Origin of the sequence: Streptococcus infantis (assembly GCF_047460405.1) — a bacterium.
GTDB lineage: Bacteria > Bacillota > Bacilli > Lactobacillales > Streptococcaceae > Streptococcus > Streptococcus infantis_Q.
Genome location: NZ_JASHGH010000006.1, coordinates 20,649 through 39,693, shown reverse-complemented (window position 1 = coordinate 39,693; position 19,045 = coordinate 20,649). Strand labels below are relative to the sequence as shown.

The window sequence follows — 19,045 nt, the reverse complement described above, 5'->3', positions numbered from 1 at the left end:
TGCTCCTCCTTTCTAGAATAGGGCTGAGTTAGGATCTACACGTCGTGCTAGTAAGTTTGATAGGATAACCAAAATCAAACCAACGACTGACTGGTAGAGACCTGCTGCTGAAGCCATACCGATATCTGCTGTCTGAGTCAAACCGTTAAAGACATAGACGTCCAATACGTTTGTTACACTATAGAGCTGACCAGCATTGTGAGGGATTTGGTAGAAGAGACCGAAGTCTGCACGGAAGATGTTTCCGACTGCAAGGATGGTCAATACTGTCACAAGTGGTGTTAACTGAGGGATGGTTACGTTGCGGATACGTTGCCATTTGCTAGCACCATCCACTGTTGCTGCTTCGTAGTAGGTTGGATCAATACCCATGATTGTTGCATAGTACATAACACTACTGTATCCAAAGCCTTTCCAAATACCTAGGAAGAGGAGAAGATAAGGCCAGATACTGATGTCAGCGTAGAAGTTAATCCCCTTCATGCCAAGAGCTTCCAAGGCGTGGTTGATAACCCCTTTATCGATGTTTAGGAAAGCATCTGTAAAGAAACTGATGATAACCCAAGATAAGAAGTAAGGGAACAACATAGATGTTTGGTAGATTTTAACCATTTGCTTAGAGCGAAGTTCACTAAGGATAATGGCAATACCAACCGATACAATCAAACCGATAAAGATGAAGCCAAGGTTGTAAAGAACAGTATTTCGAGTGATAACAAAGGCATCTTTTGAACTAAACAAGAACTTGAAGTTGTCTAGTCCGACCCATTTACTATTTATAATACTGTGGACAAACCCTTCGCCAGTCATTCGGTAATCTTTGAAGGCAACCACATTTCCAAATACCGGGATGTAGAAGAATAAGATCAACCAAAGTGTCCCTGGTAGAACCATTAAGAGAAAAATCCAGTTATCTCTCAAGGTTTTTGAAAACTTGTTCATAATTTCCTCCCTTTTTATTTTTCTAAAACTTGATAATCTCACAATTTTTAGATTTGATAACGTTTACAATAAGAGTATACTCTTATTTTAAGGATAGTTTAAACTACTAATTATAGAAAAAACTCCACAAATTATTTTATGTGGAGAACTTTTTTATATAAGAAGGATGTTTCACGAGAAACGTCTTGCTTGCAAGAGGTGTTGCCCATATTTGTTACTTGAAAACTTGTTCTAATATCGGTTGGTGAAAATCAACAAAATGAACCTGGGCATCTATAATAGCACCTGCTTCGTTTTTATAAATCTCTGGTTCCCCCTCAGTATGTAAAATAGTTGGGTGACCATCCTTGTAGCCAAAGAGAATCACTTCTGTCCCTGCTTCATTTACATAACAGGCCAAGATTTCAAATCGTTTTTCTCCAAGACCAGCAGTATAGCCATGCCATTTAAAAGTATATTTGACTCCATCGACTTGCCCAAATTGCATCATCTGATCCGGAACTGCAAGCCCATAATAGCGACCATATGTTGCTAGGCTAGTTGACTTAAATCTTTCACCCTTACTATCTGAGTAGGATTCCATGGCTATTTTTATCTTGTCTGTTAGAGAACTATTGTCTATATCTGGCTCATTCTCTGTAGCTACGCTTGTTTTTAATAGAAATTCCTTAAAGCCTTGTGCTAAATCTGTGTTTTCAGTCTCTTCAAAGTTTGCAGCACTGATAGTTTCTAAAGTCTTATCGGCATGTAAGACCTGTGCTTGCCCATCTTTCAGTGTAAATAAGTAGAAATGTTTGTCCTGATCATCATAGTAGGCATCCAAAACCAAGTAATCATAGGCGTTGTCACTGGATACCCCGAAAATATTCCATCTGACTCTTTTCTGAGAGACAGTGGTTGTTTCCAATTGTTTGATGAGTTCATTTTTTTCGTCAAAGTTTCTATGCTCTAGTCTATAATAGGACTGTCCCATAGAAGCAGCCCAGCTTGCAAACTCTTCCTGCCACTTTTCCGTGTTGTATTGGATTAGCTTCTGAAAATCCGAGTAGTTCTTCATAATCAAGGCTTGGTCAGTCGGATTAGATTGCTGGAGCTCTTCCATGGCTACAACCGTAGCAGCCATGGGTGATTGAACACTTGTATCCTTGTCTTCTTTTTCGTGGAAAAGAGCCTTTTGATAGGAATCCGCTAGGTAGTGAAAATAGTTTGTTACTTCCTTGGTTTGTTGGTTTTTTGGTGTTAACGAACTAGTTGCGCTATCTTCTGTCGTCTTTTGACAAGCAGATAAAACTAGCATACTTGCACCTAGGACTAGTAGTAGCTTTTTCATGGTCAGACCTCCAAACTATCCTTATACTTTCATTATACTCCTTCCCTAGCTCCAAATCAAAGAACATCTCCATTTATTTAAAAGGAGATGTTTGGCTATCTGTGATAAATTTCTAGGTTGTATAAATAGTCGAAGCTGTCGCGATGGTATGCCACTGGTTGGCTGTCGTTGCTGCGAAGTCCTTGTCTGCGTGGAAGTCAGTAAATGGAAGAATCTCTACTTCTAGTTCGTCAATACGAGAGATTTCGCCTGCCAGGTAGTTTTCAATGCGACTTTCTGCTCGCTTGATGCGTTGCAAGAGCCCACCCATACGGATATCTACTGTATCCAAACCAAAGACCTTGTTTTCCTTCAACCATTGTTGGCTAAAGAGCTTGTGGAAGGTTTCAATCTGGCTTCTTAATTTTGGTAGTTCTTCTCTAGCAATTTGCTGCAAGCTCTCTTTATCGCCTGCTTGATAGGCTTGACGGATGCGTCGGCCTACATCAACCTTACTACTTAAAATAGCATTCAACTGAGCCTGAGTTTCAAAGAGATAAGCGTAGATACCTGCTTTTTCTTTAATGTCAGTAAGAATCTCAGCTGCCTGAGCAAAGTGTGGCTTGTCCTGTTCAGGAGTCATGTGCTTGTCAAGGATTGGACAGAGGACATCCTGATAAAAGACATAGCGGTTAGGGTTAATTCCACTGAGATTGTCTGGCAAGTCTGGTAAGAGGTTGGCCAGGTCAAGCTGCATAAAGTCCTCAACGGATAATCCTGTATTGGTCTTGAAATGAGCTGACAGACGTTCTAAATCATTGCGGTAGCTGAGTTCTGCCCAGATTTGTAAGCTCGGTAGGATCGAGAACTGGGCTGTTTCACCACCATTATCTCCCCAACCAGTCACAATGACTTCTTTGATCTGATTGGCACGGCAGGCTTTGTTTGCTTCGACCGCAATGAGACGGCTGAAATGGTTATGAGGTGTAAAGCCAATCCACTTCCAAGCACCACCTGCAAAGGCGATATCCTGGCTAATCTTGTGATGGTTACTGAAGTTACGATTGTATTTTTCTTCGCTATCTTGGTAATAATCCCAGTAAACCAAGGTCACACGGTCTTTGAGACGGTCAAGGTAAACACGAGTCTCCTCTGGAATCTCCACATCACGGTCGTACTGGCCGTCTGCTGACATGAGTTTGAAGAACATATCGCTCCACATCTGGCAGTGGAAACCGTATTTGTCTGCAATATCCAGCACGCGCTCCAAGTGTTGGCACATGAGGAGACTACGATCAACCACACCGTTCAGGATAAGATAACGCCCCAAACCAACTAGGTGAGCTTCATCCATCCCGATATTGACCTTGCGAGTTTGTAGTTTAGATAACGTCGCAAACATACCGTCAATCAGGTCGTAGACTTTTTCTTCGCCGATGAGGAGAATGTCCTCTACATCACGAAGTTGCTGCACTTCCTTGACACCCCATTTGACAAAGGCTGATAAGTGGGCCAAGGTCTGGATACATGGGACAAAGGTCATATCAAACTGATGAGCGTAGGCTTCAATTTCCTGTAACTCTTCAGCTGAGTATGCTCCACGGAAATAACCAAAATAGGGTTGTCCCTCAATCTGATAGGTGTCTTCCATATAGAGCTCAAAAGTTGAGTACCCCATGAGAGCCAAGACTTCAATCATCTGCTTGGCAGAAGCGACATTGAGCACCGCATTTCGGGAACAGTCAGCCATATAAGCCAAATCTTCGTAAGTAGCTTGTTCTTCAATTTCTACCTTGTCACCTTCTGCCAAAGCTGTTGCTAGCACAGATAAAGCGCGGTAGAGTTGATGAGGTTTGCGGTAGGTCAGTTGATACTGCCCATTCTCACCCTTGATAGAGATAGAAGCTTGGTCAGACTGAGCGACTGCCACCTCTACATCCGGTAGGGAGATGTGATTTTTTAATACTTCAATAGCTTGCGCTTGTTTGGGACTAAGTCCTGTAAATCTTACCATTGGTTTTCCTCCTGTAACCAGTTGACAAGGGCACCGTAGAGATTGGCATCTGCGTGATAGGTGCAAGCTTGAATGACTGGAGCAATTGTATACTCTTCATATCTTTCCACAAAGGTGTCTACTGCTTTTTGCACACCTTTGATAAAATCTGGGTTTTGACTGATAGAGCCACCTAGGCTAATCACATCTGGGTCAATCAGGTACTGGATATTGAGCAGTCCTTGAGCCAGATTACGATTCATACGCTCAATGGCTTCCTGGCAAAGAGCATTGCCGGCTGCCGCTTCTTGGTAAACCTTGCGGCCATCCCAATCAGACTGACCAGATTTTTCAATGACGTAACGAACCATGTTTCCTGTAGAAGCTAGTAGTGACCAGTTGTTGAGCTTTTCCGCCGGTTCGATGGTTGTCATATAGCCAAACTCACCGCCCAAGCCATGACGTCCTCGGTGAAGCTTACCATTGATAATCATAGCCCCACCGATTCCTGTACCAATCACGACACAGGCTGCATTTTCAATCTCAGGATGAGCCAACAATTCACTGAGTCCAACGCAGTTGGCATCATTTTCTAGATGGATTGGAAGCTTGTGATGAGCAAGGGCCTCATACCAAGAAAATCCATGGATGTAAGGAATGGCACTAATCCCCTCAATCACACCTGTTTCCTGATTAACTGCACCTGGCACACTCATGGCAATTCCACGATAGTTCTGTTCTGACAAGCGTTGGTCCAACCAAGCCAACAAATCTTCTAGAGTTTCTGGAGTTGGGGTGCTGGCCTTATCTAAAATTTTTCCATCAGGAGTGAGACTAGCAAACTTAATCCCAGTCCCTCCGATATCAATCGTTGCAATGGTCATTGCTTTTACCTGTAAAAAGGAGCGAATCAGCAGTCTGTTCTTACTTTTTCGCTCCTCCTTTCTTTTTATGTTATCTTTTTGAAATTAAATTTCTTCTTTTTTGATCAATTCTGTACGAATCTCTTGCGGTGCAATGAGACCTCTATGAACTGGGTATGGTCGTTCAAGTAGGTCAAGGAAGAGATGTTGACTTTCAGGTACACGTACATTTTCATTACTCATATTGTAGTAACGAAGAACGTATCCTTCTTCATTTTCAGCAACTTTAAAGGCTGTTGGGCAGACTTGTGGCAAGTTCAGTGCTGCATGGTTGAAGAGACTACCTGTTGCAGCAACGCTACCCTCTTGTTTTGCAACTTGAAGAGCTGTAAATGGCACCTGGAAGGCTTTGGCACGACGGAAAGCTGAGAAGCGTTCCCCTGCTTGGTGACATTCTACTGCAAACTCAACTTCGATAGCTCGCAAGCACTGAGCTTCCGGCGTTGGGAAGTAACCCCAGTCACCAAGTTCGCCTGAAGCACGGAGAAGGGTTACAGCCATGGTGTCGTCTCCAAGGATTTCGTATTCGTGCAACCCTTTATTGGATACTGTCACTCCTTTAACATCATCATACAAGCTGACAAAGGCTTGTTGGTGTTGTGGATTCTCAGGATTTTCCCAAGAAGCTGCTGGTTTATTTGGTCTTGTCACAACTTCATAGATGCTTTCAGAATCATTGCTTGGACGAGTGTTATGAGTTTTCACCAAGAGACGGATGCGGTGGTCTTTGGCTGTATTAGTAAAGCGAGTTTTAAAGCGAATCTGTGGATTGTCCACAAAGACAGTCATTTCTGTTTCAAGAGGAATAGTTGTCAACTCTTCTGAACGACCTGCATCTCGTTTCATGAACTCGATGATACCTCTTTGTTCAGCATCCAATTTTTCATCTGCGCTAACTGGAATAGTCAAGTCATGTTTGAGCAAGATTTTGGCATAGCGATCATTGTTTTCTAGGACATCGTATCCCTTCAATTGAGCATAAATTGGCTCAGTTCCTTTCGGTTGGAAGTAAATGTACTCGTTGCCGATATCTCCACGATCCTCGAATTGGATGAAATCTTCGTAAGCTTCGTTTGTAGTCTTGTCATAGACTGTGATTCCTTCATCTACACTGACAGTTACGAATGGGGTATCAATGACTCCATTTTGATAAATACCATCTCTGTATTCTACTTGACCTTCGACCAATTGGAAGCTTGCCCAAGAAAGCGGAGCAAGGTGGACTGGGATTGTCACGCGCACTTGGCGTGCAATATATGGTTGGCGGAATTTATCCTTAGGCAAAGTATAGCCAAAACTTGCTCCCAAATCTTCAATCTTGGCTTCAAGGACATGGCCATCCAAATCTTCAACATGGTAATCTGGCAAGGTCACGGCTGCCATCTTCTTGTAACCTTCAGTCGGATGCAATTCTTTAAAATCACAAGTCACAACATCCACTACAACACTAACTGTATCAACCTTGTCATGTAAAGCTGTGTTGACAACGGTAAAGAGGTGGTCGCTCTCAGCATTTTGAGTTGCCAATTTCCCCTTCCATTCATTAAGAAGGTTACTCTTGACAAAGTTTCCGACTTGATTAACCTTTGCAAAACGAGTTTCCATTTCACGGTGAACTTCGTCAATACTACAGCCACAGATACTATCGTGTGGTGCATTTTGCAGAAGCACTTTCCATGCATAGGTTAATTGATCCTTGTGGTTGTGTCCACCAGTGATAATGGTTAATGGTTCTACGACCTGCTCTAACAAGTTGCTATTTTCTTGGAAGGCTTGTTTGAGATAAACACGTGAAGAAGAGGTATTGGCAAGGGTGTACCAACCATCCGTTTCCTGGCTAGTCAACTCACCTGTGACCGTTGATAATTGTTCAGGAAGGGCACTTTCCAGTGCTTGGACATATTCGTCAAATGAGCTATGAATAAAGGTCACGTCAGGGAAGAGTTCGTTTGCCACACGAATGGCTTCACTAATATTTCTCTGTACAGGTTGGTGGTCACAGCCGTTCATCATCAACCATTGGTTGGTCGATGCATAATCACGGACGTCTGCTAATTTTTGCTTCCAGAAAGTCAAAGCCTCGTCTTTATCCACTGGAATTTCATTCCCGTTACTGTACCAGTTGGCAAAAAGAATACCGAGTACACGGCTACCGTCAGCTCCTTGCCAGTACATCTCAGAAAATTGAGAGGTAAATTGCTCATCTTCGAGGACTTGATTGTCAAATCCGATTGGTTTGACACCGCGACCAAAGGCTGCTACGTGAATACCTGATTTTTGAAGGATTTGAGGAGCCTGCCCCATATTTCCAAAGGTATCAGGGAAGTAGCCAATCTGAGTAGATTTGCCCCATTTAGCGCATTCCGCTTGTCCAATCAAGGTATTGCGGACGTTAGCTTCACTGGAAATCAAGTAATCATCCTGCAAGATATAGAAAGGACCAATCTTCAATTTGCCTTCGTCGATATAACGCTGCACCTTGTCACGGTTTTCAGGGCGAATTTCTAAATAGTCATCGAGGACAATGGTTTGTCCATCCAGGTGGAAGCTCTTGAACTCAGGATCATTTTCAAAAAGATCAAAAAGATTGTCAAAAAGTTCCACCAACTGCATACGGTGACTTTCAAAAGGTAGATACCACTCACGATCCCAGTGACTGTGAGAGATGATATGTACAACAACATTTTCCATGAGTAAAACCTCATTCTAACTTAAATTTAAAAATAGATTTGTGATTCTGTACAAGAATCTGTCGAGCAAAAGCTCATTAGCGAATATCTAGGTAATCCAAGACTAATTCGCAGAACATCATGTTGGCCCATGAGAACCATTCGCGTGAGTAGAGTGTCGGGTCGTCTACGTGGAAGCTTTCGTGCATCACACCTGTTCCACCATCACAGGCAACTAGTTGGTCTAGCAAGTATTTTTTCTCAGCTTTATCTGTAGCTGTTAAGCCTTGAATTGATAGGGCAATCGGCCAGATATAACGATAGAAGGTATGAGAGCTTCCAAGTCCGCTAGCGTATTCTCCTTGATAGAAGTAGGGATTTTCAGGGCTGAGAATGGTGCGACGAGTGGCTTGATAGACCTCATCGTTCACATCACAGTAACTAAGATAGGGAGCAGCTAACAAACTTGGTACGTTAGGGTCGTCCATGATGCTAGCATTTCCTAAACCGTCTACTTCAAAGGCATAGATCTTCTCGCCCTTGTTGTTAGTGGTGTAGGCATAATTTTCGATTCCTTCTTGGATTTCAGCTTGCAGACGTTTAGCGTCAGAAATGATACTCTCGCTATCAGCTAGATTCAATTCTGCAAAGATTTCCTGGACATAACCCAAGACAACCACTGCAAACATATTCGACGGAATCAAGTAGCTATACTGACAGCAGTCATCACTTGGACGAAAGGCTGACCAGGTCATTCCTGTCACGGCAAAGTCAGGACCAAAGCCGTCATTTACCAAGGTATCTTCCTTACGGTCGGTATCACGAACGAATCGGTATGGTGAGTTGTTGTGATCTTGTTCAACCGTCCAGAGATGGAGAGTTTCCTTGGTCGCTGTAACAAAAGTTTCATCAAATTGGCTCGTCTCACCCGTTTCTTTCCAAAGGAGGTAAGCCAACTGCAATGGGTAGCAAAGCGAATCCACTTCATACTTGCGCTCCCAAATCCAGCCATTCAAGTCTGTATGGTCTGTCTCGTGGTGGCCTTTCCAGTTCTCCTCAATATTGAAAGAGTTGGCATAGGGATCTTTGAGAATCAAAGTCATCTGACGTTTGACCAAACCAGCAATGGTCTGACGCAAACGAGGATCTCTTTTAGCCACATGAAGGTAAGGTCTTAGCTGAGCAGTTGAGTCACGGAGCCACATAGCTGGGATATCCCCAGTCAGTACAAAGGTTGACCCATCTTCCAATATCTCAACTGTATTGTCTAAAGTGTCTGTGTAGCAACGCTCAAAGACATCCACCCATTCAGGATGTTCCTTGGCACTCTCCGCTACCTCATCTAGCCACTCTCTGACGATTTCTTTAGAATAAACCATAAACTATTTTGCCTCTTTCAAACAAATTTTCATTTTCAGTATATAGCTTTTAGTCCAGAAAATATATACACAAATGTTAGTCATTATTCTACAAAATTGTTATATTTTGAAGTCATTTTCTAAAAGTATCCTTTTTCTGATATAATGTAGAAAACTACTGAAGGAAACCACTATGAAACCGATACTTGAATCCATTGATACGCGTTTTGGAACAGCCAGTAAACATGCATTTTCACGAGGAAACACCCTACCCTACACAGGTGTTCCTTTCGGCATGAATTACTTTGTACCCCAGACTAGTGACCAGGAAGGATCATGGTTTTTTGACCCCCATCTTCCTATCTTTCAGGGTATCCGACTAACCCACCAGCCTAGCCCTTGGATTGGTGATTACTCCTGGCTCTTACTGACACCAGTTACAGGAGAAATCAGCGGCGACACTCTCTTTCATCGTCAATCTTCTTATAATCTTGAACGTGCTATTTTTAATCCTCATTTTCTAAAGATTTTTTCTGAGCGTTATCAGATTGAAATGCAACTAAGTCCTACTTGCTATGGAGCTTCTGTTCATCTAAGACAGATACAAGGAAAAGCCCTCTCCCTCTATCTTCACGCAGCAGATGAACTGAGAGTTGAACAAGTCGATAAGCGAACTCTGGCCCTGAGACAAGAAGGTGAAACCGAAACCAATAAAAGTCCCCTCGTCATGTATACTGCTCTCGCATTTTCTGTAGAAATCCTTTCTATTACGCAAGAGGGACAGGACTGGCGAATTGACTTGGCTGGAGCGGAAGTTCAAGTTCAACTGGCAACTTCTTTTATTTCCAAAGAACAAGCCCTCTTTAATCTTCCTAAACAGGATTTTGAAGAAACAAAACAAGACGCCAAGACAAGTTGGGAAAATCTTCTAGGTCGCTTTGATGTCGTGGAAACTGGGTCAGTAGACCGAACATTTTTTGACCATTGTCTATACAGACTCTTTCTTTTCCCACAAACCTTCTATGAGGTAAATGAGCAGGGCGAAATCATCCATATGGACCTCGCTTCAGGAACAGTTAAACCAGGTCTTCTCTTTACCAACAATGGTTTTTGGGATACCTTCCGCACTTCTTTCCCACTCTTTGCCTTGATTATTCCGGAACGCTATCGTCAGTTTCTCGAAGGCTTCCTCAATAGCTACCGCGACACTGGGTATCTCCCTAAGTGGCTGGCTCCTGACGAACGAGGCATGATGCCTGGTACTTTGATTGATGGTCTTATTGCAGATAGTGCTTGTAAAGACATGGCACCTGAGCTTGAGGAAGAATTTCTCAAAGCTATGCTTGAAACTGCGACTAAGGCAGATCCAAAAACTATCAACGGACGACACGGCCTGGCCCAATACCAAGAGCTAGGCTACCTATCCACAGACTTCCATGAAAGTGTCAGTCATACACTGGACTATGCTTACAGTGATTTTTGCATCTCTACCTGCGCAACAAAATTAGGTCAAAAAGAGCTGGCACAAACCTATGCCCACTATTCTAAAAACTATCAGAATCTATTTGATCCTGAGACAGGATATATGAGGGCGCATGATATAGATGGCAACTTCCGTCCTGACTTTTCTCCTTATAGTTGGGGCCGTGATTATGCTGAGTGTTCAGCCATCCAAGCCAGTCTCGGTGTCTTACACGATATTTCTGGACTTGGTCAACTAATGGGTGGAAAAGAAGCCTTTAGCAACTATCTCTTAAAAGTTTGTCAAAGTTTACCGCTCTTTGAAACGACGGGTTATGGATATGAAATTCACGAGATGAGCGAAATGGCAACCGCGCCATTTGGTCAACTAGCCATTTCAAACCAACCAAGTTTCCATATCCCTTATCTTTTCCGTTACAGTAATTATCCCCAATATACCAGTCTCTTAATCAAGACGCTCCGTCAAAAAGCCTTTCGAGCTGGCTGGGATGCTTATCCAGGAGATGAGGATAACGGCAGTTTATCGGCTTGGTATGTCTGGTCCACTCTTGGGCTTTATCCCACCTGTCCAGGAAAAGCAAGCTATGATCTTGGGATTCCGCTCTTTGATCACCTTCGTGTCTATCTTGCAGAAAAAAACCAGTGGTTGGATATTCGTACGCAACAAAATCATGAACACTTCCACTTTGTACAAGACTGCCATCTTGACGGAAAAGAAGTTCAGAGTATTGGTCACCAGGATTTGCTAAACGCCCAATCTCTCGACTTTACCCTCAGCTGGTTACCAAATCACTAATAAGCCAAATCTCTTTGTCATGTACAAAGGGATTTTCTGATTTATACCAAATCCTCCACAAAGTTATCCACAGATTGTGTATAACTTTCAATCAACTTTCAAATTAATTTCATATACTTCCAAACGATTTCTCTCAACCATTTTTTTGACATCCTAAAGTAAAAACACCCTCAATATCCTGTTCTATCAGTCTTTATAACCGACTAGCTTAGTACCCAACTCATACATTCTATCTCTTTTTTCTAAACTAACATTTGGAAAACAATTTTTTATTTCACAAAGTTATCCACAGATTGTGTATAACTTTTACTCAAGTACAAACTCCAGCTGATAAATTCCCCCTACATTTTTTATAGGAAATTTCGGATTTTGTTAGGCGCTTTCAAAAAAACATGATATACTGAAATTAATAGAAAAGGAGACATTATGAAAAAAGATCAACACCAACTTAATTGGCTGATGGTTTCTCTGATTGCCTTCAACATGGTTTGGGGGCTAGGAAACGTCGTCAACAACTATTCTCAACAGGGAATTTCAGTCGTCGTATCTTGGGTTCTAATCCTCGCACTCTACTTTATCCCCTATTCCCTCATCGTTGGACAATTAGGTTCTACCTTTAAGGAGAGCGGAAGCGGTGTTAGTGACTGGGTTGAAAAAACATCAACCAAACGTCTCGCCTACTTTGCTGCTTGGACCTACTGGGTTGTGCATATCCCTTATCTCGCACAAAAACCTCAAGGAATTCTAATTCCGCTTGGTTGGGCCTTGCAAGGTAACGGACAATTCCTTAAACAAATCGACATCCACTGGATCGTTATTCTCTGCTTGCTAATCTTTGGACTTTTCCTCTACCTTTCTACAAAGGGATTGGCAACTCTAAAAGTCATTGGTAGCTTGGCAGGAAGTGCTATGTTGATTATGTCTTTACTCTTTGTGCTTTTGGCTGTCGGTCTGCCTTTCATTAAACCAGACATCCAATTTGCGACACCGCACATGGATCAACTGAGCACCTACATTCCAAACTTTGATTTTTCTTATTTTACAACGATTTCACTACTAGTCTTTGCAGTTGGTGGTTGTGAAAAAATTTCTCCTTATGTTAATCAAACTCGCAACCCTGCAAAAGAATTTCCAAAAGGTATGATTGTCATGGCCATCATGGTGGGGCTCTCTGCTATCCTCGGATCAGTTGCCATGGGAATGCTATTTGATGGCAATAACATCCCTGAAGACCTCATGCGTAATGGTGCTTATCAAGCCTTCCAAATGTTAGGAAATTCTTGGGGAGTTGGAAACCTCTTTGTCGTGATCTACGCTCTTACAAACATGGTCGGACAAATCGCTGCGCTTGCCTTCTCTATTGACGCACCATTGCAAATCCTTCTCAATAACGCTGATGAAGACTACATCCCAAGCTGGCTTCGCAAACGTACTGAAAAAGGTGTCCTCATTAACGGCTACCTCCTTACAGGCGTCCTTGTCAGTCTCATCATTATCCTCCCAATTTTTGGTATTCAGGAAATTGACGGACTTGTAAAATGGATGACAAACCTCAATTCGATCGTAATGCCAATGCGTTATCTCTGGGTATTCCTTGCCTATATGATGCTCAACCGTGCTTGGAAAACATACAAAAATGCCGAATACAAGTTTGTGAACAATCCTAAGCTTGGCTTTATTATCGGTACTTGGTGCTTCCTCTTTACTGCCTTTGCTTGTATCCTAGGTATGGTTCCAAAAATTAACTACGCTGAGAATCCAACTGCTTGGCAATTCTCGCTTCTTACAAACATCTTGACCCCAATTATTCTGATTGGATTAGGTGTGATTCTACCAGTACTTGCCAAAAAAGAACAAAAGAAACAAATCAAGTAAGTCTACTACTAGTTAGATAAAATCGCTTTTATCTTTTCTTGCAAAATTTTCTCAGCAAAAATCCCCTTTGAACAGTAACGTTCAAGGGGATTTCTTTTTGTTTGATTGTTTATTTTTTACTTGGCCTCATACCAAGTTACACCTTCATTTTCATCAGCAATGAGGGGCACACTGAGTTGAATAGCTTCTTCCATGGTTTGTTTAACAAGTTTTTTAATAGCAGCTAATTCTGACTTAGGCACTTCAAGAACAATTTCATCGTGTACTTGCAACAGCATCTTAGTTTGATAATCACCTGCTACCAAGGCTTTATCTAACTGAATCATAGCGATTTTGAGAATATCTGCAGCCGAGCCTTGAATAGGTGAGTTGATAGCTGTACGCTCTGCAAAGCCACGAATGTTAAAGTTACGCGAATTAATATCTGGCAACTCACGACGACGTTTGAAGAGAGTCTCTACATAACCCTTATCACGCGCCTCACGAACGACTTCATCCATGTAATTTTTGATACCAGGGAAGCGTTCAAAGTAAGTGTCGATGTATGCCTTAGCCTCTTTACGGCTGATACCTAGGTTATTGGATAAACCAAAGTCTGAAATTCCGTAAACCACTCCAAAGTTGACAGCCTTGGCATTGCGACGGTCGTTTGGAGTCACATCCTCAGGACGTTCAATTCCAAAGACACGCATGGCTGTCGAGGTATGGATATCAGCTCCCTCTTGGAAGGCCTTGATTAAGTGCTCATCTTTAGAGATATGCGCCAAAACTCGCAACTCAATCTGTGAATAGTCAGAGCTGAGAAGGACACTATCCTCCCACTCTGGTACGAAAGCCTTACGAATGAGGCGACCTTGTTCCAAGCGAACAGGAATATTTTGCAAGTTTGGATCCACACTAGACAGACGCCCTGTCTGAGTCAAATCTTGCACATAGCGCGTGTGAATCTTGCCATCCGCTAAAATCCAATCCTGCAAACCAATCACATAAGTCGATTGAATCTTAGCAATTTGACGATAATCTAAAATTTTCTTGACGATTGGGGCAATAGGAGCTAGGCGCTCTAACACATCCACTGCTGTTGAGTAACCTGTCTTGGTTTTCTTGGTGTATTCTATAGGGAGACCTAGCTTTTCAAAAAGCAATTCGCCCAACTGCTTAGGCGAGTTGATGTTAAACTCCTCACCAGCCAATTCATAAATCTCTTGAGTTAGCTTTTCAATGACAAGCTCATTTTCAGCTTGCATCTCGAGTAGAGTTTCTTTTTTAACCTTGATCCCAGCGATTTCCATCTTAGCAAGGACAAAAGCCAGAGGTTGCTCCATATCATAGAGGAGGTCCAATTGGCCGTTTTCACTTAATTTCTCAAGTAAGACAGGCTCTGTCTCAACCAATACAGCAAGCTTGCGAGCCAAGTGCTCCAAGAATCTCTCTCTCTCAGGGATAGCTTTCTTGACACCCTTACCATAGAAGGTCTCATCATCGACTAGGTAAGTTTGACCATAGAGACTAGCAATGGTTGAAATTTCATTATTCTCTACAGTAGAGAGAAGGTATTTGGCCAAGCGACTGTCAAAAGCAGGAGCCTGCAAGTCCAAACCAAAGCGATTTAAGAGAACTTTAGCTTTCTTAAAGTCATATACTTTCAGAGGTGTTTTTTCTAGAAAATCCTTAAGAATCGGATCCTGCAGAATTTCCAGCTTATCTGTAGCATAGAGCTTGTCTCCGCATGACCAGGCAAAACCAATCAAGTCATCTGTATGGTAGTTTTCACCAAAAAGTTCAAAGTGAAAGATGGAGTCCGCGCTTAGCATATCTTGACTGACTTGGTCAACAATAGTAAAGTCCAAACTCTCAGCCACATCAGCTGATGATACATTTAAAGCCTGCTTGAGTTGTTTAAAGCCCATCTCATCGTAGAATTTTCCGAGGTTTTCAATATCTGGACCGCTATAGACCAAATCATCTAGACCTATCTCGATTGGCGCTTTCGTGTCGATGGTCGCTAGTGTTTTAGACAAAAAGGCCTGTTCCTTGTCATTAACGAGATTTTCCTTCATCTTGGAAGCCTTCATGCCATCGATATTTTCATAAATACCTTCCAGCGATCCGTGTTCTAACAAGAGCTTGATCCCAGTCTTTTCACCAATCTTGGTTACGCCAGGGATATTATCTGACTTATCTCCCATGAGGGCTTTAAGATCAATGAACTGAGCTGGTGTGATTCCCATCTTTTCCATAAGATAAACCGGCGTAAATGCCTCAAACTCAGCTACACCTTTCTTAGAAATCTCAACCACTGTATGTTCATCTGTCAACTGGATCAAGTCCTTGTCTCCACTGACGATAGTTACATCAAATGAATCCTTTTCAGCCAAACGACCCAAGGTACCAATGATATCATCCGCCTCATACTGGGCTAACTCATAATGACGAATCCCAAGATGATCTAGCAACTCACGAATAAAAGGGAATTGCTCGCGAAACTCATCCGGAGTCTTGGCACGACCACCCTTATAGTCTGCATACATCTCTGTACGGAAAGTCGTCTTCCCTGCGTCAAAAGCAACCAAAATGTGGCTTGGCTGGACACGTTCCAGTAGGTGATTTAGCATCAGGTGAAAACCGTAGATTGCATTGGTATGTAATCCATTGTCATTTTTAAAACGATCCAGCTGCTGATAAAGAGCGAAAAAAGCTCGAAAAGCAACTGAAGATCCATCAATCAATAATAATTTTTTCTTGTCCATACACCCATTATAAAGGAAAGCAGGGAAAAATACCATCGGGAAGAGTTAGATTAGCGGAGAAGAGTTATTGGGATGCTTTTTCCACGCGTGCACCACTACTATCAACTTGGAAACCATCGATAGTCGTATCTACTGCCAATTCTCCAGATGCATTCACGTAATAATATTTCCCTGAAACCTGAAACCACTGGCTAGCCTTCATAGCACCTGAGCTTTCAAGATAGTACCATGTTCCGTTATCCTTTAACCAGCCTGTCTGCATTTCGCCAGATGATTTCAAATAATACCACTTAGAACCATCTTTTAACCAACCTGTCGTCATTGTACCATCAGCTTGCAAATGATACCAGTTCCCATTAATCTTCTTCCAACCGACTGCTTTCTGACCATTTTCATAATAATACCAAACAGTTCCTTCTTTTTCCCAACCATTTTTAGAGCTACTTGTTTTAGTTAAGGGGATATAACGTCTGTTCCCGCTTCGTGAAATATAACTAATCCATTTATGCCCATCTTTTTCAAGGGTTTGATCATAATGAACACTTTCTCCCGCATAGTAATAATCGATAATCGTTGCTGTTAGTGATGGCTGATCCATAATGGCTGCTTTTTCTGTAAAAATATGTGTCCCGCTAGATACGAGTGATAACTGATAATTTCCTGAGCTAGCATTCCCCACGTCTTTAAAATGAATGAATCCAGTCATAGAATTGGCCTTTACCGTTCGTCGATTGTACCTTTCTCTGACTCCATAATTGTATTCTTCAATTTCAATCATATCACCAAAAACATTGGATACCCAAGCGACATGACCATACTGTCCACTCGTATCCCAAGCGATAGAACCAATTGCTGGGCGCTGATCTACGCGATAACCTTCTCGTTTAGCACGATATCCCCATTCATTAGCATTTCCATAAGCCGCCGGAATTTCAAAACCATTGATATTGCTCAAACGAAAGGCTGCAAAAGAAGTACACTGACGAGAATACATGCGCCATTTATCAATCTCCTGACTCCCATTTTTATAATAAGTAGGATAATCATCTCCTCGTGCTAGTGATCCATTGTTTGCCTGGTTGGCATGAACAGTTCCTCCACTAAATAAAAAAATACCTGCTAAAACTAGTGAAGCTGAGCCTACAGCTGTCTTTCTGAGAAAAGTTCCCTTTTTATGTCCTGCTTTAGTAAATGTCATGTATTCTCCTTCAAATAATTAGATTTTTGAGGTTGACCTCATCTATATCATTCGAAAGAAAAAGAAAAAAGTGAGAAACTTCCCACTTTCATGATTATCCTTAATCTAAATAATGAATTAAGTTCTTTTCTGTTAAAATATCTGAATAGGTGAAAGATTCAACATAGACATTTGCCTGTTTGTCTCCTTCAACATTTCCAAACTCAACGATGAAGAGCGATGGATAAACCTCAATTAGTTTTCCCAAACGATTTTTTTGGCGTTTACGACCATTTTCTAAGGTCATTTCCACCACTTGTCCCTCATGCGCCTTAATTTCTTCTTTAATTTTTTTCATTTTAGCCACATCTGTAAATGCGTCTGTCATCTTGCTTCCTCCATCTTCGAAATACTTGAAAATTTATTATATTCTTTTTGGAAAATCAATTCTACCGTTCCACGAGCACCGCTACGGTTTTTCTCGATAATCACTTCTACTTTATTGTTTGGAATACCTTCCTCTTCTTCACCACCACGATCATAATAGTCATCACGATAGAGAAAGGCTACGATATCAGCATCCTGCTCAATAGATCCAGATTCACGAATATCAGACAAAACTGGTCTCTTATCTTGACGTTGCTCTACACCACGAGAAAGCTGACTAAGAGCTATAACTGGAACTTTGAGTTCTTTCGCTAAGATTTTCAACTGACGGGAAATCTCAGATACTTCTTGTTGACGATTTTCTCGACCAGTCCCTGTGATAAGTTGAAGATAGTCAATCAAAATCAAGCCTAGATTACCTGTTTCCTGAGCCAGTTTACGGGAACGAGAGCGAATTTCTGTGATCCGAATCCCTGGTGTATCATCAATGTAGATACTTGCATTAGCCAGATTACCCTGAGCAATCGTATACTTGCGCCATTCTTCCTCAGTCAATTGCCCTGTACGGATAGAATGCGACTCTACCAATCCTTCCGCAGCCAACATACGATCGACCAAACTTTCAGCACCCATTTCCAGAGAGAAAATAGCAACTGTCTTGTCTAGTTTGGTTCCGATATTTTGCGCAATATTCAAAGCAAAGGCTGTCTTACCAACCGCAGGACGAGCTGCCAAAATAATCAATTCTTCCTCATGCAGACCTGTCGTCATGTGATCTAAATCTCGATAACCTGTCGCAATACCCGTGATATCCGAAGTCTGTTGAGAACGAGCTTCTAAATTCCCAAAGTTGATATTCAATACATCACGAATATTTTTAAAGCCATTTCGATTGGCATTCTCACTGACGTCAATCAAGCCTTTTTCTGCACGAGCAATAATCTCGTCAGCAGGTTGAGAAGCTTCATAGGCTAGGTTTACAGACTCTGTCAACTTAGCAATTAGACGTCTAAGCATAGCCTTTTCTGCTACAATTTTAGCATAGTATTCCGCATTGGCAGAGGTTGGCACCGAATTGACAATCTCAACCAGATAAGACAAGCCCCCGATAGTTTGTAAATCACCCTGGCTATCTAGTATCGTCCGAACTGTGGTTGCGTCAATAGCATCTCCACGATCAGACAAATCAACCATAGCTTGAAAAATCAAACGGTGAGCATACTTAAAGAAGTCCTGTGAATCGATATATTCTCGGACAAAAACGAGTTTAGTCTCATCAATAAAAATGGCTCCTAAAACAGATTGTTCTGCCAGGATATCTTGAGGCTGAACACGCAGTTCTTCAACTTCTGCCATCAGACTTTCCTTCCTTTTACAATATTGT

Annotated in this window: 12 protein-coding genes; 2 read left to right on the top strand and 10 right to left on the bottom strand. The window is 42.0% G+C overall.

What is annotated here, in order from left to right:
• Positions 1–12 precede the first annotated feature (12 nt).
• From QM928_RS03900 to QM928_RS03875, 6 genes are all read right to left on the bottom strand, one after another.
• The gene (locus QM928_RS03900; RefSeq protein ID WP_075228964.1) at positions 13–942 is read right to left on the bottom strand and encodes an ABC transporter permease; all 930 of its coding nucleotides are present in this window, start codon (positions 940–942) and stop codon (positions 13–15) included.
• A 214-nt stretch (positions 943–1,156) separates the two neighbouring features.
• Positions 1,157–2,272, bottom strand: a complete 1,116-nt coding sequence (locus tag QM928_RS03895) for a DUF4767 domain-containing protein (RefSeq protein ID WP_075231019.1) — start codon at positions 2,270–2,272, stop codon at positions 1,157–1,159.
• A gap of 112 nt (positions 2,273–2,384) precedes the next feature.
• Positions 2,385–4,265 (bottom strand): beta-N-acetylhexosaminidase, encoded by a 1,881-nt coding sequence (locus QM928_RS03890; RefSeq protein ID WP_414294558.1) that lies wholly within the window; start codon positions 4,263–4,265, stop codon positions 2,385–2,387.
• A complete protein-coding gene (locus QM928_RS03885; RefSeq protein ID WP_414294557.1) occupies positions 4,259–5,128 on the bottom strand; it encodes an ROK family protein in 870 nt (289 codons plus the stop codon). Before QM928_RS03885 ends, QM928_RS03890 begins: the two co-directional genes overlap by 7 nt.
• 84 nt (positions 5,129–5,212) lie before the next feature.
• Positions 5,213–7,858, bottom strand: coding sequence for an alpha-mannosidase (locus QM928_RS03880; RefSeq protein ID WP_414294556.1), 2,646 nt, complete (start codon positions 7,856–7,858; stop codon positions 5,213–5,215).
• 76 nt (positions 7,859–7,934) lie between these two features.
• Positions 7,935–9,215: a glycoside hydrolase family 125 protein gene (locus QM928_RS03875; RefSeq protein WP_414294555.1), complete on the bottom strand. Its 1,281-nt coding sequence runs from the start codon at positions 9,213–9,215 to the stop codon at positions 7,935–7,937.
• A gap of 172 nt (positions 9,216–9,387) precedes the next feature.
• On the opposite strand from QM928_RS03875, the gene QM928_RS03870 reads away from it, so the two are divergent.
• Both QM928_RS03870 and QM928_RS03865 read left to right on the top strand, forming a co-directional pair.
• On the top strand, positions 9,388–11,472 hold the full coding sequence (locus QM928_RS03870) for a GH92 family glycosyl hydrolase (RefSeq protein WP_414294554.1): 2,085 nt from the start codon (positions 9,388–9,390) through the stop codon (positions 11,470–11,472).
• A 426-nt stretch (positions 11,473–11,898) separates the two neighbouring features.
• Positions 11,899–13,347: an APC family permease gene (locus tag QM928_RS03865; protein ID WP_153224660.1), complete on the top strand. Its 1,449-nt coding sequence runs from the start codon at positions 11,899–11,901 to the stop codon at positions 13,345–13,347.
• 116 nt (positions 13,348–13,463) lie between these two features.
• On the opposite strand, the gene polA is transcribed toward QM928_RS03865, so the two are convergent.
• From polA to dnaB, 4 genes are all read right to left on the bottom strand, one after another.
• Complete coding sequence (gene polA, locus QM928_RS03860; protein WP_414294553.1) at positions 13,464–16,097, bottom strand: DNA polymerase I; 2,634 nt, start codon at positions 16,095–16,097, stop codon at positions 13,464–13,466.
• Positions 16,098–16,161: 64 nt separating this feature from the next.
• A complete protein-coding gene (locus tag QM928_RS03855; protein ID WP_414294552.1) occupies positions 16,162–17,295 on the bottom strand; it encodes an SH3 domain-containing protein in 1,134 nt (377 codons plus the stop codon).
• Between the two features lie 100 nt (positions 17,296–17,395).
• Positions 17,396–17,662: a Veg family protein gene (locus tag QM928_RS03850; protein WP_000128621.1), complete on the bottom strand. Its 267-nt coding sequence runs from the start codon at positions 17,660–17,662 to the stop codon at positions 17,396–17,398.
• Positions 17,659–19,017 (bottom strand): replicative DNA helicase, encoded by a 1,359-nt coding sequence (gene dnaB / locus QM928_RS03845; RefSeq protein ID WP_414294551.1) that lies wholly within the window; start codon positions 19,015–19,017, stop codon positions 17,659–17,661. The genes QM928_RS03850 and dnaB overlap by 4 nt, the downstream gene beginning before the upstream one ends.
• Positions 19,018–19,045 lie beyond the last annotated feature (28 nt).

Excerpts from the sequence above, each read along its gene's own strand:
- QM928_RS03900 (WP_075228964.1), bottom strand. The coding sequence starts at position 942 with ATGAACAAGTTTTCAAAAACCTTGAGAGATAACTGGATTTTTCTCTTA.
- QM928_RS03895 (WP_075231019.1), bottom strand. The coding sequence starts at position 2,272 with ATGAAAAAGCTACTACTAGTCCTAGGTGCAAGTATGCTAGTTTTATCT.
- QM928_RS03890 (WP_414294558.1), bottom strand. The coding sequence starts at position 4,265 with ATGGTAAGATTTACAGGACTTAGTCCCAAACAAGCGCAAGCTATTGAA.
- QM928_RS03885 (WP_414294557.1), bottom strand. The coding sequence starts at position 5,128 with ATGACCATTGCAACGATTGATATCGGAGGGACTGGGATTAAGTTTGCT.
- QM928_RS03880 (WP_414294556.1), bottom strand. The coding sequence starts at position 7,858 with ATGGAAAATGTTGTTGTACATATCATCTCTCACAGTCACTGGGATCGT.
- QM928_RS03875 (WP_414294555.1), bottom strand. The coding sequence starts at position 9,215 with ATGGTTTATTCTAAAGAAATCGTCAGAGAGTGGCTAGATGAGGTAGCG.
- QM928_RS03870 (WP_414294554.1), top strand. The coding sequence starts at position 9,388 with ATGAAACCGATACTTGAATCCATTGATACGCGTTTTGGAACAGCCAGT.
- QM928_RS03865 (WP_153224660.1), top strand. The coding sequence starts at position 11,899 with ATGAAAAAAGATCAACACCAACTTAATTGGCTGATGGTTTCTCTGATT.
- polA (WP_414294553.1), bottom strand. The coding sequence starts at position 16,097 with ATGGACAAGAAAAAATTATTATTGATTGATGGATCTTCAGTTGCTTTT.
- QM928_RS03855 (WP_414294552.1), bottom strand. The coding sequence starts at position 17,295 with ATGACATTTACTAAAGCAGGACATAAAAAGGGAACTTTTCTCAGAAAG.
- QM928_RS03850 (WP_000128621.1), bottom strand. The coding sequence starts at position 17,662 with ATGACAGACGCATTTACAGATGTGGCTAAAATGAAAAAAATTAAAGAA.
- dnaB (WP_414294551.1), bottom strand. The coding sequence starts at position 19,017 with ATGGCAGAAGTTGAAGAACTGCGTGTTCAGCCTCAAGATATCCTGGCA.